This window comes from Alteromonas gracilis (genome assembly GCF_036870955.2).
In the GTDB taxonomy this organism is placed as follows: Bacteria; Pseudomonadota; Gammaproteobacteria; order Enterobacterales; family Alteromonadaceae; genus Alteromonas; species Alteromonas gracilis_A.
On the sequence record NZ_CP145482.2, the window covers coordinates 1,750,386 to 1,766,408 of the forward strand.

Below are 16,023 nucleotides of genomic sequence, written 5' to 3' on the forward strand. Positions count from 1 at the left end.
GTTATGGCGTTTTTTGACGAACAGTCTAATTTAAACATCAAACTTGGATACCAACTTAAAGATGCCCTTGGTGCGCTTGTTCAGCGAGGGGGCGAATCACTTGGTGTTTTTCAGTGCGTGCTATTGCAGTTAGAGGATGACAACTTAAGCGTGTTGGCCAGGGCGTCGTCAGCGTACGCTCCTCATTTTAAGTCTATCCCTTCATTTGCTCAAGGCGACACCAAAGAGCAGCAGCTCCCATCAAATAGCGACAAATGTTCAATAGCATTTAAACAATGGTTTTCTACCTACTTTAATTCTGAATCTTTTATTCGGGGTGAGTTTCATCAATTTGATAGCAAACCAATATGTTTGGTTTTTGTCAGTGCATCACCAAATGAGCCCACAGCTTTGGATAAGGTAGAGCTTATAGATGAATGGCTCGCAGTAACGCTTGAAAAATATGCCATTGAAAAGAAGAGATCAAAACAAAACACGTTGTTTGAAAAGCTTCAAAACGTTGCCAACATTGGTACGTGGGAAGTCGATCTTGTTGCAAACAAGCTGTTTTGGTCATCGCAGACCAAACGCATTCACGAAGTTGACGACGATTATGAGCCGAATCTTAAAACGGCGATAAACTTCTACAAAGAAGGGCGCAACAGAGACGAAATAACCAAAATTGTTGAGAATGCGCTTAATACGGGGGAACCCTGGACAGCAACGCTTCAGCTAGTCACTGCCAAAGGTAATGCTGTGTGGATTGAAACGCACGGTATGGTGGAAATGCGGCAGGGCGAATGTGTTCGCTTGTTTGGCACCTTTCAAAATGTCGACAAGGCGGTGCGAACAAGGCTTGAAATCGAAGAGAAGCGTAAAGAAGCTGAGAAAGCATCATTTGAACGAGGATTGTTGTTATCGCGAATTAGTCATGAGCTGAAAACACCGCTCAATGGCATCACAGGCATGCTCCAAGCCATAAAGTTTGAAACAAAAGATAACATTAGAGTGCGCAAAGCTGATATCGCGCTTCACAGTGCAGATAGACTGCTTTCATTGATCAACGACGTACTTGACTATACTGCAATCATTAATGGTGAACTTTCTCTTCAATATGATGACTTTTGTATTCGCTCGCTGATTGAAGATGTCGTAGATGATTTTAAGTCCAAGTGTTCTGAAAAACATTTGCGTTTGTTTGCCGTGTTATCATTTGATGAAAATACGTTTGTTCATGGCGATGCGTCGCGCATTGGTCAAATACTTAGTAACTTGTTATCTAACGCGGTGAAGTTCACCAATACCGGGCATGTCTCTATACAAGTTACCCTTAAGCATCAAGGCGACGTACCTGTGTTGCTAGCGTCGGTTGAAGATACCTAAGCACAGGTATGAGTGATGCCGTATTGTCTCGTATTTTCGCACCTTTTCAAAATGATGCAAAACAAGCTTCAGAAGAACTCAACGGAAACGGTTTAGGCCTATCAATTGTGAGTCAACTGGTAGATAGGATGGACGGAGAATTAGAAGTACGCTCCCGTGTTGGCGAGGGAAGTTGCTTCGATGTTGTTATTCCTATTGAAATGGCTTCAAACGAAAAACGCGGTCAAGATGATATCAACTTATCTTCAGAGCTGCTGGACACGCCGTTGAATGTACTTGTGGTTGATGATAACGATATAAATCGCTTCGTGCTTGCCTCTATGCTAGAGCAGTTTAACTACACACCTGATGAGGCAGAGAACGGAGAAGTAGCGCTCCAAAAGTCTAGACAAAAGCTGTACGACATCATATTCATGGATTGCGCAATGCCTGTACTTGACGGAACAAGCGCCACCCGCATTATCATACAAGAGGGGCTACTTGCGCCCAATGGCGTTGTAGTGGCGGTGACAGCTAACACCACCCCTGAAGATAAAGCCGTGTGTAGCGACGCTGGTATGGCAGACTTTATATCAAAGCCAATTGTTCACAACGATGTGGCTGTACAGCTTAAAAGAGTGCTATCTGCGAAACGCGCAAACGCATAACCTTTAGCGCGCTACCTTGCAATTTAGTTTTACTACTAAACTGTGCACTAACGCGCTGACGGCGGTTTATTTTTTACTACTTCCCACTGCTCAACAAGGTAAGAAACTACCTGTGATCCTACCTTATAAGCCGCTTCAATAGATGCATTCATTGCGGCGTAGCCCTGTGAACGCTCTAGTCGCAGGTTGTCTGCGGCATTGAGTGAGTGCGGTTGCATAGTGAAGTTGCTTGCAGTCCTTAAAATCAAAACCCTTTCTTTATTTACACGGCCTGCGTTCGCAAGATAAGTTAAACTCTGTAGGGTTGCCGAGTCTTCCATTCCAGAAGTGACAAAATTGCCTTGGCTATTGGTCCAGTGGTCAACCCATTCATTAGCCCATTGATTTAACAACGTTCCATGCCAAAATGTTGAGGCTGATAGGTGCGCGCCTTTCACTACAGACGGTTTGGCTCGTGCGTTAGGAAAGTGTTTGTACTTTGCTCTTAGGCTATCCATTGCTGGGGTATTGAAAAGCTCAGTATCCTTTGTGTGTTCATAAGCCCACTGCGTGAGCGAATGATTTAACGCATACACCTCGCCATTTGGGCTTTGAGAAATATCTGTCAATGGAGGGGGATTATTGGGGCTATCGGTAAATAATGGAAAGTAACCCGTATTCCAATCTTTGGGAATTTCTCTTGCATCAATGTGATGGGCAAGATCGCCATCGACTACATAATCAGTCCAAACCGCACTGCCTATGGTGCTATCATTGGGGTCAATCCCCGCAATACCTGCAACAAGCCAATAAGCATCAGTTAAGTCAAAACGTTCATCTAACCCCAACGCCATAATCGCCGCAGACGCACGAGCAATGCCCATTCCTGTTACTATGCCCACTACACCAGTTTCGGTATTGGCATAGATATCGTGAAAAGCGTGAGGCAGGGCATAACGAGTGGTTAAGTGCTGTCTTGTTTTCCAAAGCTGAAATTCACCGGGAGTATCACCCTCGTCTTCGCCAATCTCAAACATACTGACAATCACAACTTTTACTTTAAGCGGAGTTTCGTCGGCGTAAGATGGCAATGATAGGCCTAGGCACATTAAAACCGGTAATAAGACGCTTCGGTATAACCGTTGTATTTGCATAATCTGTCCTTATAAAAAAAAGGGTAAACCCATATTCGAATTTACCCTTCCTTAACTTTACATACTAACTATTAGAATTTGTATGTGAACTTAGCATTCCAGTGACGTGGTAATTCAGGTAACACGATTTGGCTACCGAATAGGTCAGGGAAGTTAGAGCGGAAATAGCGCTCGTCAGTTAGGTTTTTAACGGTAAGGTTAAACGACCAGTCTTCTGCTTCGTATGACATTCCCGCGTTTACCAGTGTATAAGAAGGCAAGGTTACTGATGCAGAGAAGCCTGATGCCACTTCATCAACATCAACAACACTAACGTTAGCCGCATAGCCGTTCTGGAAGTCGTACGTTGCCGTTAGCGTATAGATGTTTTCAGGAATACCTGCTTTACGACCATCTGTGTTGTTGAAGCCCTCACCAATAAGGTTTAAACCAATTACGTTACCACCAAATACGAGTGATGGGTCGGTAAGGTTAACAAGATCTTCAGCACCTAAGAAACCAAACTGATTGCCATTTTCAAGGGCAGTTAAGTTGATTACTTTAATGTTTGTGTAGCCAGCCGACACAACTAGGTTTTCATTTACTACCCAACGTAGTTCAAACTCCGTGCCTTTGTTGTTGGTCGTGTTGTTTGTCACTACGTTTTGCGTGTTGAAGTCAGTACGTTCTTGCTCAAAAGCAGAAAGTGCGAAGTAAAGAGTATCGTCTAGTAATGACCCTTTAACACCGTATTCGATAAGCTCAGAGGTATCAAACGCACCACTTGAGCCTGGTTGATTTAGCTGACCAACACCAATTTCAGCACCTTGACCAGCAACCAAAGTGGCTTGTTCAGCAGCGGTGATATAAGGAATAAGTCCAAACTCAAACTCATACGAGATACTGGCATTCCACGACCAACCGTCTACGGTTTCATCAGCAGAAATCGGGGTTTCATCGCCTGTAGCGCCTAGCAATAGATCAGTACGAGAAGTACTTTCTATATCAATAGTATCGTAGCGCACGCCCAATACTAAGTTTAAACCCCAATCCCACGTTAAGTCGGTCATGGCTGCAATGCCTAAATCTAGGTAATTACCCACATCATAGTTATCGTAGTTTTTGCCTGAACGAGTAGACAGCAAGCGGCGGTCTAGTGCTGATGAAGGCATGGTCAAGTCACGACGGTTGAAATATTCAAATGTGAAATCGTCACCATGTTCAAAGTCAGTGTAGCGAATTGAAGGAGAAAACTGGAATTGTGCAAGTAAGCTATCTTGTTCAATTTCAGTAGCAAAAATAACTTTATCTTCAATTACCCAGCTGTCGTGAAATTGAGAGAATCCATACGCGTTTTCATTGATGTTCTCATAGGCATCATAGAAAAACTGGTTTCGAATTTCCCAGTTGTCTGAATAATAAATAGTATCAAAGTAAAGCGTAATAGCTTCGTTACCTAACTGATCGTCAGGAGCAACAAGTACTTGGTTGGCATTAAGAGTTGTAGTGCCTACATTCTGCAACTGCATCAGTTCGGTTGCTTCGTCATCAGTAAATGCACTTGCAGGTACATAGAAGAAGCTATTACCTGCAATATTTACGGCACCGTATTCTTCATGACTGATTTGACCGTCACCATCCGTATCGAGTGGAAGTGCAGTACCTGTGATGTAAGTACCGTTGTCAACTAAGTCTTGAGTAAGTCGGTTCCAACCCGCAACTTGGTTACCATCATAATCATGGTACATACCACCAAACTCAAAGCGCAGGCTGTCTGTAACATCGATATTGAACGACGCTTGCAAGATAGTTTGATCGGTTTGGGTGTTGTCGTAGAAGCTATCAGAATTTTCTAACTCTCCATATAAGTAGTAACCCATATCTTTTCCGCCAATGGTAGACGGACCACCAACTTCAGCAGTAAGAATACTCTTATCCCAAGAGCCTGTTGTATAGGAAAGTGCACCTGTAGGTGCTTTTAAATACTGTCCTGACGACGCACGAGCTGATTTAGGGTTAAAGTTTAGATAACCACCAATTTTCGATGGACCGTAAATTGGAGATGCTGGGCCGCGAACAATATCAATTCGGCTTGAAGCGCCAATAGGAGTTGGGTAGTTACCTGGGTTATCAAGGCGTTTTACACCGCGAAAATACGTTTCACCTGGCGTACCGCGTACATCCAATGAGCCTGCAACACCAAAGAAAGACTGCGTAAAGGTACCTGGGGCAAATGCAACAAGTTCATCAATGTCTGATACGTTAAAACGCTCCATCTGCTCTTGGGAGATAGTTGATGCTGAACGTGGAGTTTCAAGAATGGACTTGCCAAAACCGAACACGGACTCAACGTCTTGACCAGGCAAGCTGCCTAGTGAACCCGTTACCTCAATTTTTTCAACGTCAGCTTCGTTAACTTCATTCTCTTCTTGCGCGATAGCATGTGTTGATAATGCAACAGCCGTCGTAACGGCAAGTGCTTTCGCGAGAGGAGATAATTTGAATGTAGTGTTTTTCATGTTTTCCTCAGTGTTTTTAGTTGCCCTTTTTTAGGGCTTTATGTACGCAAATTTCGCCTTGCGCCTTTGTAATAGCAGGATGGATGCCAACTTCCTGTCCAGTTGGTCAACTTTTGAACTGCTCATAAGTCGCTGAATTATATGGATTAAAAAATATAATGTTGTTCTTATATTGTTGTTTTTGTGTTAATCAGGACAAATGCGCGCAATGTTGCACTAAATCGGTGACTTTGCGTTCCTTTTTGCACCAGCAGTGCTTAATGCGGATGATGGCGTTTGAAACATTACAGCCGAGTTTGGTGTGGTTCTGCTCTTTGGCAAACACAGGTCTAAAAAAACGGCAGTGATCCCAGCTGCTGATACAGGGGAGAGGAGAATGTTCGCTAGCCACTGGGGCAACTGGCTTAGTGCCTCGGGTACCATCATTACGCCAATGGCCATACCTAAAGCACAGGCGGTAACAAGGCTGCTTCGTCTATCTAACGCATAATGCGCGAGTAATTTTAAGCCTCCTACTGCCACCATGGCGAACATAACTAAGGTAGCGCCGCCTAATACTGGCTTGGGAATGGTTTGCAGTATGCCGCCAACTATGGGGAAAAGGCCGATGATAATGAATAAAACAGCAACATAGAGTCCAACTTTGCGGCTGGCTATTCCTGTAAGTTGAATAACACCGTTGTTTTGCCCAAATGTGGTGTTTGGGAATGTATTTAGCATACCAGCAAGCAGTGAATTAATGCCGTCCCCCAAAATACCGCCTTGAATACGCTTAAAATATACCGGGCCTGAGACAGGCTCTTTGCAAAAAAGGCTATTGGCGGTCAGATCGCCCGCCGTTTCAATAGCACTAAATAAGTAGATGGTTGCTATTGGCAAAAAGAGGGTGATGTCGAAATCGATGCCAAACTTGAAGGGGGAAGGCAAAGCTACGGTTGGTAGTGATGCGAGATGAGAAAAGTTTAACCCTTGCGTAAAAAACACATAGAGTGACCCAACAGTCATGCCAATAAAAATGGCACTTAGTCTTAGCCAATGGTTTTGGCTGGCATTAAGAAATACAATGATAAGTAGGACACCAAGGCCAACCACGAGATTATCAGTATTGGCAAAATCATCCGCGTGAAAGCCTCCTGCCAAATCTGTCATGCCAACATTGATAAGAGACAGGCCAATTGCCGTTATTACAATGCCTGTTGTAAGCGGCGTTATAATGCGTTTTAGGTGCTGCACAAAAAGGCTGAACATAATTTCAACAAGTGCACCAGCCATGGTAAGGCCAAATAAAAGTGCGAGTATTTCTTCAGGTGTACCACCTTCAGACTTGACCTTACTACCTGCTAAAATAAGCGCGCCAATAAATGCAAAGCTTGTTCCCTGAATTGCAACAAGACCGCTACCTACAGGGCCAAATCGCTTTGTTTGAATAGCCGTTCCAATACCACTTACCATTAATGCCATGCTGATTAAAAATGGCGTGAAGGCACCAAGCTCAAGAGCGGAGCTAATGACGAGAGTGGGCGTGATAATGCCAACAAAACTCGCTAAAAGATGCTGAATTGCTGCCGTAAGTGCGGGTAGCGTGGAAGGCTTGTCATATAGCCCATACAGAAGGTCGCTACTTCTATTATCACCCTCTTTTGAATAGCTTTGTTGCATAATTTGCAGTACCAAGTTAATGACATCATAAATGATGAATGGACAGTTATACGGCGTAAATGCAAAAAACTGACCGAGTGGTCATGTTGTGGGGTTTCGGTCTATCTGTTTGAAAATACTGAAGATAGTGTGGATTTGTTGAGGGTGGGAAGTAGAAAGGAATAAAAAGTGCACTTTGAAGGTGCGAATTGGCATCTCGGTGGTGCGTGTTGGACATGCACAGCCTCATTGAGGCTGTGCATGAAAAAACAGCTAGAGCACAGTATCGTTATCTAACGTGACAAAAATTGAGTGTCTAACTTCGTTATACATGGCCTTAGAGCAGTGACCTTCACCTTCTGTGTCTTCAAGTAGCAGCACATCGCCTGCACCGAAAACATGTCGCTCACCGTTGGAAACAGTAAACTCTGCGCGCCCTTTGATAATGAAAAGCAGTTGACGTGCAGGGGCAGGGTGCCACTTAAAATCGTAATCAGCGGGAGTTTCTCTAAAAATGATCTTATCAGCGCCAAACTTCTCTGAAAGCATGCCAATCGGGCCGCCATCCTTTAACGCAATTTCGACTTCGCCAAAGTGACTTTTTCCTTCAGCATCGTTGTAAATCCTTGTTATTTTCATCCGGTTCTCTAATCCTCTAATTGTGTTTTAAACCGCTGATGGTTTTGTGCAAGACGCTCAAACTTGCTGCAACATCATCCAAGGTAATCGACTCTAATGGATGGTGGCTAATACCGCCTTTACAGCGTGTGAATAGCATGGCGACGGGACAAATTTCTGCCATTGCCATCGCGTCATGTCCTGCGCCCGAAGCAAGTACACGAGGTGAAATACCGCTGGCTTGAACACCGTCTACCAACGCTTGTTTGAGGCTATTATCACAGTGTACCGCGGGAGCACTATGCGTTTGCTCTACAGACAACCCTACCTTTCTTTTATGCGCAATGTGCTCAAAACTTTGCAAGATTTCAGCCAGCACAGCGTCGCGCAAGTTATCGTCTTCACTTCGAATGTCTAAAGAGAAGGTCGTTCTGCCTGAAATAACGTTAACACCGTTGGGACCGTTAACTATTTTACCCACTGTTGCCACCACACCTGGGCGGTGTTGGCTAATGTGCTCAACGGACAAAATCATTTCGGCAGCTGCACTTAGTGCATCAACACGCATTGACATGGGGACCGTGCCTGCGTGGTTACCATGCCTTCAACACTTAGGTTGAAACGCTTCGCACCAGCAATAGCGCTCACAACGCCTACCGGCAGGTTTTCCTGCTCAAGTACCGGGCCTTGCTCTATGTGCAGCTCTAGATAACCAAGAATATCGGTGCGCGAGATAGCGGCGCTTGCTATTGCATCGAAATTCAAACCGAAGCTAGCCATGGCTTGTTCAAGGCTAATGCCGTCGACATCTTTTAAGTAACGCCAGCTGTCTTGCCATTGGCCAGTGAGTGCTCTACTACCTAACAATGTTGTACCAAAACGCGTGCCTTCTTCATCGCAAAACCCTACGATATCGATATGAAAAGGGAATCGCGATTGGGTGCCGTCAAACATGGCGACAAGTGAGATAGCAGCAACAACACCTAACATACCGTCATATTTGCCGCCGTTTGGTACAGTATCAAGGTGACTTCCAATAATCAGGCGTGGTGCGTTGGGGACACTTGATGTATAGCGTCCCCAAATGTTGCCTACGGCATCTTGCCAGGTCGTCATGCCAGCTTCTATCATCCAGCCAGAAGCTAACTGATTGGCAAGTTTGTGCTCATCCGTTAGGTAACGCCTATCGAGACATTGTGGGTCTTGACTCAGGTCTCCTAGCGTTTCACAACGTGCCATAACCTGCGTAGCAAGTTCGGTGAACTCACCCATTCATAGCTCCTGCTGCATTAGCGTCTTCAAAAACTTTAAGCGCAGCATCAACGCCGCTTCCGGCAGGCAAGGCAAAGCCTTGCATTCTTAGTACAGTTTCTAATGACTGAAGCGTATGCAGTACCGCATCTTCTCTTGCGTTATAACCCATAGTACCAATGCGCCAAATTTTGCCCTTAAGCGGGCCAAAGCTAGTGCCTATTTCGATATTAAAACGAAGTAGAAGTGTTTCCCTGACTTGCTCGCCTTCAACGCCCTCTGGAATATAAACACCTACCACGTTGTACATTTTATGTTTAAGGTCGCCAAAAGGTTGCAAACCCATTGCTTGCACACCTGCTAACATGGCATCGCCTGCTACTTTGTGTCTTGCAATAACGTTATCTTGCCCCTCTTCTAGGTGCACCCGTGCACACTCTCTGGCACAAAACAACATACTGGCCGCTTCGGTGTGATGGTTTAAACGTTCCTCACCCCAGTAATCCATGATCATGGGTAAGTCGAAATAGTTAGAGCGTATTTTGGGGCCACGAGCGGCCTCGTGATGTGCATCGCGTATACCTGCTTCTACGTGATGACGGGTACGCACTTGCTTTACAAATTTTTCGCTTAATGTAACCGGGGCAGAGCCTGATGGACCACCCAAACACTTTTGCAAGCCAACGGAAACCGCATCGAGTTTCCACGCATCGACCTCTAGCGGGTTACCGCCAATTGATGCCGTTGCATCGCAATAGAAAAGTACGTCGTGTTTTTCACAAATATTGCCAATATCAGCTAGAGGCTGCAGCATGGTAGTTGAGGTATCGCCTTGTACAATAGCAAGCAATTTGGGCTGCACGTCTTTTATCGCTGCTTCAATTTGCTCAGGGGTAAAAACCTCACCCCATGGCACTTCGATAGTATGCACTTCAGCGTCAGCGCGTTCCGCAATTTCTGCCAGTAAATGGCCGAAACGACCAAAAATAGGTACTAGTACTTTGTCACCAGGCTCAATAGCAGAGACCAACACGGCTTCGATACCAGCGCGAGATGTGCCATCGACCAAAAAGGTCTGCTGATTATTGGTGTTAAATACATCGCGATAAAGCGCCATGACTTCATTCATATACCCTGTCATCACCGGGTCATATTGCCCAACTAGCTGCGTAGCCATAGCGGAGAGCACCCGTGGATAACAGTTAATGGGGCCCGGGCCCATGAGTAAACGAGGTGGTGGAGACAACGGTGAAAAATGTTGCATGAATGAACTCCTAGATAAGAACCTGCGCAAGCATGCGCACGCCTGTAATGATGAGAACAACCGCGAAGATCTTCTTTAGAAGCCCCGCGTCGAGTTTATTGGCAATGCCTGCGCCGACAGGTGCAAATAGCACCGTGAGCGGCACAATACACGCAAACCCTAGTAGATTTACGTAGCCGAAGGTGGCGAATGGCGCATCGCTTGGCGTTGCACCAACGAATAACAATGTTAAAGCAGCGGGTAGCGAAATAATGAGGCCGACCGCGGCTGCCGTGCCCACAGCTTTGTGAGCGGGATAGTTGCAAAAGGTGAGGGTAGGGACGGTTAATGTGCCCCCGCCAATGCCAACCATAGAACTAAACAAGCCAATACAGCTGGCCATAATCGATTGGCCTACTCGCCCGGGAAGGCCGTTGAATAACGCATCTTTTTTGCCGATAAGCATATTGAGCGCTGACAAGGTCGCGATCGTACCGAATAGCAGTGTTAGATAGGTAGGGTTAACCACCGTAACTAAATAACTACCTACAAGCACACCCGCAAGAATAAAAACGGCCCAGGTTTTTAGTAGGGCAAAATCAACGTTGCCTTTTGCGTGGTGGGCACGAATTGAACTTACTGACGTGGGCACGATTGTCGCCAAAGACGTTGCAGTGGCAATGACCATGGCACTTTCTGGTGATACTCCTAGTGCTTGAAACAAGAAAAACAACACCTAAGCACGATAACAATACCGCCACCTACACCTAACATGCCTGCTAGTAGTCCGGCAAAAACGCCCGTGCCAATTAATGATAAAATGACCGTTAGGTTATCTAGTAAAAACTGCATTTATGATTCTTCTCTTTTAATTATGTGTATGAGTAGTGAATGCTGACATTCCGCGCTCAAATAGGCTTATCTCTTGTGCCCCGTATAAGCCTTACCGTCACTACGAGGGTCGCTCGCACCACTGACTGCACCATCGGTTTCACGGATAATGGCACCCGCATGACCCATGAGTTCATTACACGGGGCTACGGTAACCATGTCGTGTCCTCGCGCTACTAAGCTTTCGCCTACATATTCCACAAGGTCGCGCTCAGCCTTTAAGTTGTGGCTTTCATCACCCCACGTGCGACCCAGTAGCCATCTTCCAAGTGAGATAGCCTTATCAATAGGCTGGTTGTGATAAACGTGGCGTGCAAAAAGAGCGGCTTGAGTTTGCGGTTGCCCTTCGCCTCCCATCGTGCCGTAACTCATGCGGCGGCCGTCGGCAAGTTCAACAAACGCTGGGTTAAGGGTATGAAAGGGCTTCATGCCTGGTGACAAATATTGATTGCTGTTAGGGTCAAGCGAAAACGACGTGCCCCTGTTGTTCCAAACAATGTAGGTTTGCGGGCTAACCACGCCTGAGCCGAACTCCCAATAAAGCGATTGAATGTAGCTCACCATGCGCCCCTCGCTGTCACAGCAGCCCATCCAAATGGTATCGCCAGGCTTCGCAACATGCGGCCATGGCTGTGCTGTATCGAGTTTGATGTGTTTAGTCATATCATCTAGCACATCGTTACTTAGCAAACTTTGCAAGTCGACTGGCGTGCGAGAAGGGTCGGTGACATAGGCGTTCCGCGCAATAAAGGCCTGTTTAGTGCACTCGATAAGTAAATGCACCATATCAGCATCGCTTTTACCAAGGTGCGCAACGCGGTCATAAAGTGCAAGAATGATGAGCGACGCTACACCTTGGGTAGGCGCAGGCAGGTTATAGATTTTTCCTTTGCTCGTGTCTACCGAGAGCGGCGTTACTATTTTGGCCTCGTAATTATGGAAATCTTCAAGGCGAATAGGTGAACCTAGCAGCTTCTAAATCGTGTGCAAGCTGCGTGGCAAGCTCACCCTTATAAAAATCATCTAAACCGCGCTCAGCAAGCTGTGCCAAGGTTTTTGATAAGGCGGTTAGTTTGAGGATCTTCCCTTTCTTTAAGGCGTTACCTTTTATTAAAAACGGTGAGAAATGCTCATCAGCGGCAAGGTCATCAAAGGTTTTGTTGCTAGCATCTGTCAGGCTTTGTGTAACTTCAATTCCCCAGTTTGCTTGGCTGATTGCGGTATCTAGCAATGTGCGAAGCGCAAGGGGCTGTTGCCAGCTTTTGCTAATATCAAGTGCCGCTTTCCAACCTGCAACTGCGCCAGCCATGGTAAGCGCAGCTTTACCGCCACGGCTTGGTATCGCGCTATGGTCTGCATAAAATTCAGGAGTCGCGCCTTGAGCAGCAACGCCTGACGCATCAATACCAACGGGTGCTTTCCCTGGTTCGCTAATAAGCCAAAAGCCATCGCCACCCAACCCATTCATGTGAGGGTATTCCACGGCTATTGAAGCTGCTGCGGCGACCATCGCCTCTATGGCTGTGCCGCCTTTTTCAAGGATATCTAATCCTACTTGAGATGCAGCAAAATGGGGCGCAGTAAACGCGATATTCGGTTTTTTACTCATTGTAAATTCCTTCGAAATAACAGTAGCGTAAAACGCATTTGTAGCTAATGGTGTAGCTATTGCGTTATGACAGTCTTGCTGTTAGTGCTTTTGCAAGAGAAAGCAAAGCAAGATCGCTACCTTTTTTGCCCACCAACGATAAACCGCATGGGGCATTGTGTAGGGTAAATAATGGCAAATGTAGCTGCGGCAGACCTGCTAGCCCTGCAATGGCTGTTAATGCTAGCAGCGTGTTTCTATCATTTGCCAAGGTTGTTTCATCAGCATCACAACGTGGTGCTATGCCGGGTGTCGTGGGTATCACCAATACGTCGATGTCTAAAAACAAGCGTTCGAGATGGTCAATAACCACTTGCTGTTGCGTTTGTGCTAGGTGTACGTCTTGTTGTGTAATAGTTTTACACCAGTTCAAACGCAACATGATGTCATCAGCAATATCAGGCTGATGTGTCGTGATCCATTCTCCGTGTTGCTGCCAAATCTCAGCACCTTGGAGTGTTCTAAAAGTTGCAGCAGTTTTCAGTTCATTTAAATTCAACTGCTCGCTAGTCAGAAAAGTACACGGATAAGCACTTTCTAACTTTTGAACCCAATCAGCGCACATTGCTTGATGTGCTACCTGAGAGAATATTGACGTTGCAATGCCAAAACGAGGTTTGCTCGTGAAGCTCGCGCACACCTTGTCCCTAATAAGTACGTCGCTGACCTTGGCAAGCGTATCGAGATCTCTCGTCATCCAGCCTACAGTGTCAAATGATGGTGCAAGGGCAACCATATTATCGCAGGGAACTAATCCGTGCGTTGTCCTTAAGCCCCACAACCCCTGATAGCTTGCAGGGACACGAATTGAGCCGCCAGTGTCAGTGCCAAGCCCAATGTCAGCCAGTTTTGCTGATACCGCTACCGCCGAACCAGAAGATGAACCGCCAGGAATATGTGACGGTGCAGCCGGATTAATAAGTGGCTCATAGTGCTTGTTTTGGCCATGAAGGCTATAGGCAAGCTCATCAGTAATAGTTTTACCTGTAAAGTGAGCGCTTAAGCATTGAGTAACGCTGACACCGTTTCGTTTGTCGTGTCAGGAACGGTATGTGTTGCCAACCAGTCTGGGTTACCTGCACCCGTTGGAAGCCCTTGCATATGGAACAAGTCTTTTACCGCCAATCCAAGTCCTGAAAGTGGGCCACTATGTTTTGGGGTCGGGATGAACTCTTCGGGCGCCTCTTCAGGCGCAATGACAAAAGGTGTACTCACAGCGCAATAATATTGTTGTTGTTCTTATGCATCATGAAACAATTGTTTCACTTAAATGTCAATAGAAACGTTTGTTACTTTTTTTATTGGCGTTACTTACAGTGACTATTAACGCTCTATGCGGTTATCTATCTAGTACTGCTTTAATGATAAACCCCTGTTTTGGGTCGAAACCTAAAAGCCTATATGTGAAAAGATAAGGAGCTATTTGTTTGTAGCTGTACACCTTAAAGAAGTGGTATTTTCAAAGCATTAAGCCGTACCTTAATTACGAGTTGTGTTTTAACCTTGGTGGTAAGTATTGTTTAGAATCCGTCTGGGTGGCTTTCGATAAACAATAGTTCTTCGACGGTGGAGTCGCGACCTAATAGGTGGTTTCTGTGAGGGTAGCGCCCGAAGGTTTCGATAACCTGTTGATGACGCTTTGCAAAAGTGAATTGTTGCTCAAGTCCTTCTTGTGAGAAAAGCTCAAGCGCAATATCGTGTATAGCAAGAGATTCACTGTGCATAAAAGGCATATACAGAAAAGCGCGTTGCTGTGTCGTGAGTGTTTTGTCTGCCTCAACGCTGAGTGCTTCTTGTGCGAGTACTAGCGCCATACCATCGGTACTAAATGCGACAGGGCTGTTTCGGTAAATGTTTCTAGAGAACTGATCTAGGATAATAATTTCGGCCAAGCGCCCCATAGGGGTCGCGCGCCATGGCCATAGCTCGCCGCGAGAGGCCGCATCACGTAAATCCCAAAAGCGTGTTCTAATGGTTTTATCTAAAGCATCATTTTGCGCAAACCATTGCGTGTCGTCTAACTCGCTAAACCAAAATTCAATGACTTCGTTTGCTTCTTCCATGACAAACCGCGTTTTATCCATTGTCACTCCATGTATTGTAAAAGCGCCGCGCTAGTGTATTGATAATGTTAGAGCGTGTTGACCTTTGCCGTACGTTTTTGCAGCAAAGCTTACCGAAAACGTCAACACGCTCTTGTTATCGACTTCAGCTGCTCAATCTTTAAACAAAGCTAAGACTTATCGTTTAGGGCTCTCTAATTCATCCATTTGAATATAAATGTCGGTAATGGCTTCAACCCTATCGCTTGCGGCATGACCAAGTTCGTCATACGTTAGGTTGCACAAGGATGCGACTAAACTCATCGGTGCTGAATAGCTGTCAAAGGGAAGTTCGCTGCCAATATGGGAAACCAGCAAATGGTCAACATGATTTCGATAAGCTTGCCCAGTGGGATCCGTTATCAGCACAGTGGTGCAATGCCCAATGCTGTCCAACACATATTTGAATTGGCGTGTTCTACGCCTAAAGCCGAAAAGTATCACAACATCGTTTTCAGTTAAGTCGATGATGTCTTCACTTAACGTTTGCCCTGGTTGCGGTAAAACGCGTACAGAAGGCCGTATCTGCTTGAGCTGCTGTCTAAAATGAAGTGCGATAGGGTAGGCGTTTCTAAAACCTATCAAGGTGACTTGTTTAGCACTTGCCAGCAAACGGGCAACTTCCTTGAGCGTATTTAACGGGATCCCGTCAAATGTCAACGCTAGGTTTCTCACTTCATTTTCATGCTGCGCAACATTACTAGAAGGTGCAACAACAGGTACGCCTTGTTCACGAAGTTGAGCAAGTGCATCTTTCGCTTGTTGATGAGAGTCAAATCCGAGTTGTCTAAAAAAACGGCTGACAGTCGCTTTCGATGTCGCGGTTTTTTCTGCAATGAGTGAGGTGGATTGACTTAACACAGCAATGGGGTTTTGCTGCAAATAGTGCGCTATGGCTTTTCCAGAAGGAGAGAGGGACGCATAGTGTTTTTCTATTTGTTTAAGTACGTCGTTGGGGCTCTTTTTCGCCATTTTTACCGCCTTTTATCCTC

At 45.7% G+C, this 16,023-nt stretch carries 9 protein-coding genes and 4 pseudogenes; 2 read left to right on the forward strand and 11 right to left on the reverse strand.

Annotation, left to right across the window (positions count from 1 at the left end):
- The first annotated feature begins 3 nt into the window (after positions 1–3).
- Positions 4–1,362: a sensor histidine kinase gene (locus V6N89_RS08510; protein ID WP_338517187.1), complete on the forward strand. Its 1,359-nt coding sequence runs from the start codon at positions 4–6 to the stop codon at positions 1,360–1,362.
- An 8-nt stretch (positions 1,363–1,370) separates the two neighbouring features.
- Positions 1,371–2,009 carry an ATP-binding response regulator gene (locus tag V6N89_RS08515; RefSeq protein ID WP_338517188.1) on the forward strand — a complete coding sequence of 213 codons (639 nt, stop codon included), beginning with the start codon at positions 1,371–1,373 and terminating at the stop codon, positions 2,007–2,009.
- A 47-nt stretch (positions 2,010–2,056) separates the two neighbouring features.
- Here V6N89_RS08515 and V6N89_RS08520 read toward each other — a convergent pair whose 3' ends face one another.
- The 11 genes and pseudogenes from V6N89_RS08520 to V6N89_RS08570 form a co-directional block, all read right to left on the reverse strand.
- Positions 2,057–3,142 carry a purine nucleoside permease gene (locus V6N89_RS08520; RefSeq protein WP_346993649.1) on the reverse strand — a complete coding sequence of 362 codons (1,086 nt, stop codon included), beginning with the start codon at positions 3,140–3,142 and terminating at the stop codon, positions 2,057–2,059.
- A gap of 71 nt (positions 3,143–3,213) precedes the next feature.
- Positions 3,214–5,640, reverse strand: a complete 2,427-nt coding sequence (locus V6N89_RS08525) for a TonB-dependent siderophore receptor (RefSeq protein ID WP_338517190.1) — start codon at positions 5,638–5,640, stop codon at positions 3,214–3,216.
- 216 nt (positions 5,641–5,856) lie between these two features.
- Complete coding sequence (locus V6N89_RS08530) at positions 5,857–7,299, reverse strand: uracil-xanthine permease family protein (RefSeq protein WP_338517191.1); 1,443 nt, start codon at positions 7,297–7,299, stop codon at positions 5,857–5,859.
- A gap of 252 nt (positions 7,300–7,551) precedes the next feature.
- Positions 7,552–7,917, reverse strand: a complete 366-nt coding sequence (locus V6N89_RS08535; RefSeq protein ID WP_338517192.1) for an AraC family ligand binding domain-containing protein — start codon at positions 7,915–7,917, stop codon at positions 7,552–7,554.
- 16 nt (positions 7,918–7,933) lie between these two features.
- Positions 7,934–9,168 (reverse strand): annotated as a pseudogene (locus V6N89_RS08540) (allantoate amidohydrolase).
- Positions 9,161–10,411 carry a pyridoxal-phosphate-dependent aminotransferase family protein gene (locus V6N89_RS08545; RefSeq protein ID WP_338517193.1) on the reverse strand — a complete coding sequence of 417 codons (1,251 nt, stop codon included), beginning with the start codon at positions 10,409–10,411 and terminating at the stop codon, positions 9,161–9,163. The pseudogene V6N89_RS08540 and the gene V6N89_RS08545 overlap by 8 nt, the downstream one beginning before the upstream one ends.
- Positions 10,412–10,421: 10 nt before the next feature.
- Positions 10,422–11,242 (reverse strand): annotated as a pseudogene (locus tag V6N89_RS08550) (sulfite exporter TauE/SafE family protein).
- 66 nt (positions 11,243–11,308) lie between these two features.
- A pseudogene (locus V6N89_RS08555) lies at positions 11,309–12,890 on the reverse strand (gamma-glutamyltransferase family protein).
- 64 nt (positions 12,891–12,954) lie between these two features.
- Positions 12,955–14,126, reverse strand: a pseudogene (locus V6N89_RS08560) (amidase).
- 323 nt (positions 14,127–14,449) lie between these two features.
- Positions 14,450–15,013, reverse strand: coding sequence for a DUF924 family protein (locus V6N89_RS08565; protein ID WP_338517194.1), 564 nt, complete (start codon positions 15,011–15,013; stop codon positions 14,450–14,452).
- Positions 15,014–15,169: 156 nt separating this feature from the next.
- Complete coding sequence (locus V6N89_RS08570) at positions 15,170–16,003, reverse strand: MurR/RpiR family transcriptional regulator (RefSeq protein ID WP_346993650.1); 834 nt, start codon at positions 16,001–16,003, stop codon at positions 15,170–15,172.
- Positions 16,004–16,023: the final 20 nt, after the last annotated feature.

Excerpts from the sequence above, each read along its gene's own strand:
- V6N89_RS08545 (WP_338517193.1), bottom strand. The coding sequence starts at position 10,411 with ATGCAACATTTTTCACCGTTGTCTCCACCACCTCGTTTACTCATGGGC.
- V6N89_RS08530 (WP_338517191.1), bottom strand. The coding sequence starts at position 7,299 with ATGCAACAAAGCTATTCAAAAGAGGGTGATAATAGAAGTAGCGACCTT.
- V6N89_RS08515 (WP_338517188.1), top strand. The coding sequence starts at position 1,371 with ATGAGTGATGCCGTATTGTCTCGTATTTTCGCACCTTTTCAAAATGAT.
- V6N89_RS08520 (WP_346993649.1), bottom strand. The coding sequence starts at position 3,142 with ATGCAAATACAACGGTTATACCGAAGCGTCTTATTACCGGTTTTAATG.
- V6N89_RS08565 (WP_338517194.1), bottom strand. The coding sequence starts at position 15,013 with ATGGATAAAACGCGGTTTGTCATGGAAGAAGCAAACGAAGTCATTGAA.
- V6N89_RS08525 (WP_338517190.1), bottom strand. The coding sequence starts at position 5,640 with ATGAAAAACACTACATTCAAATTATCTCCTCTCGCGAAAGCACTTGCC.
- V6N89_RS08535 (WP_338517192.1), bottom strand. The coding sequence starts at position 7,917 with ATGAAAATAACAAGGATTTACAACGATGCTGAAGGAAAAAGTCACTTT.
- V6N89_RS08570 (WP_346993650.1), bottom strand. The coding sequence starts at position 16,003 with ATGGCGAAAAAGAGCCCCAACGACGTACTTAAACAAATAGAAAAACAC.
- V6N89_RS08510 (WP_338517187.1), top strand. The coding sequence starts at position 4 with ATGGCGTTTTTTGACGAACAGTCTAATTTAAACATCAAACTTGGATAC.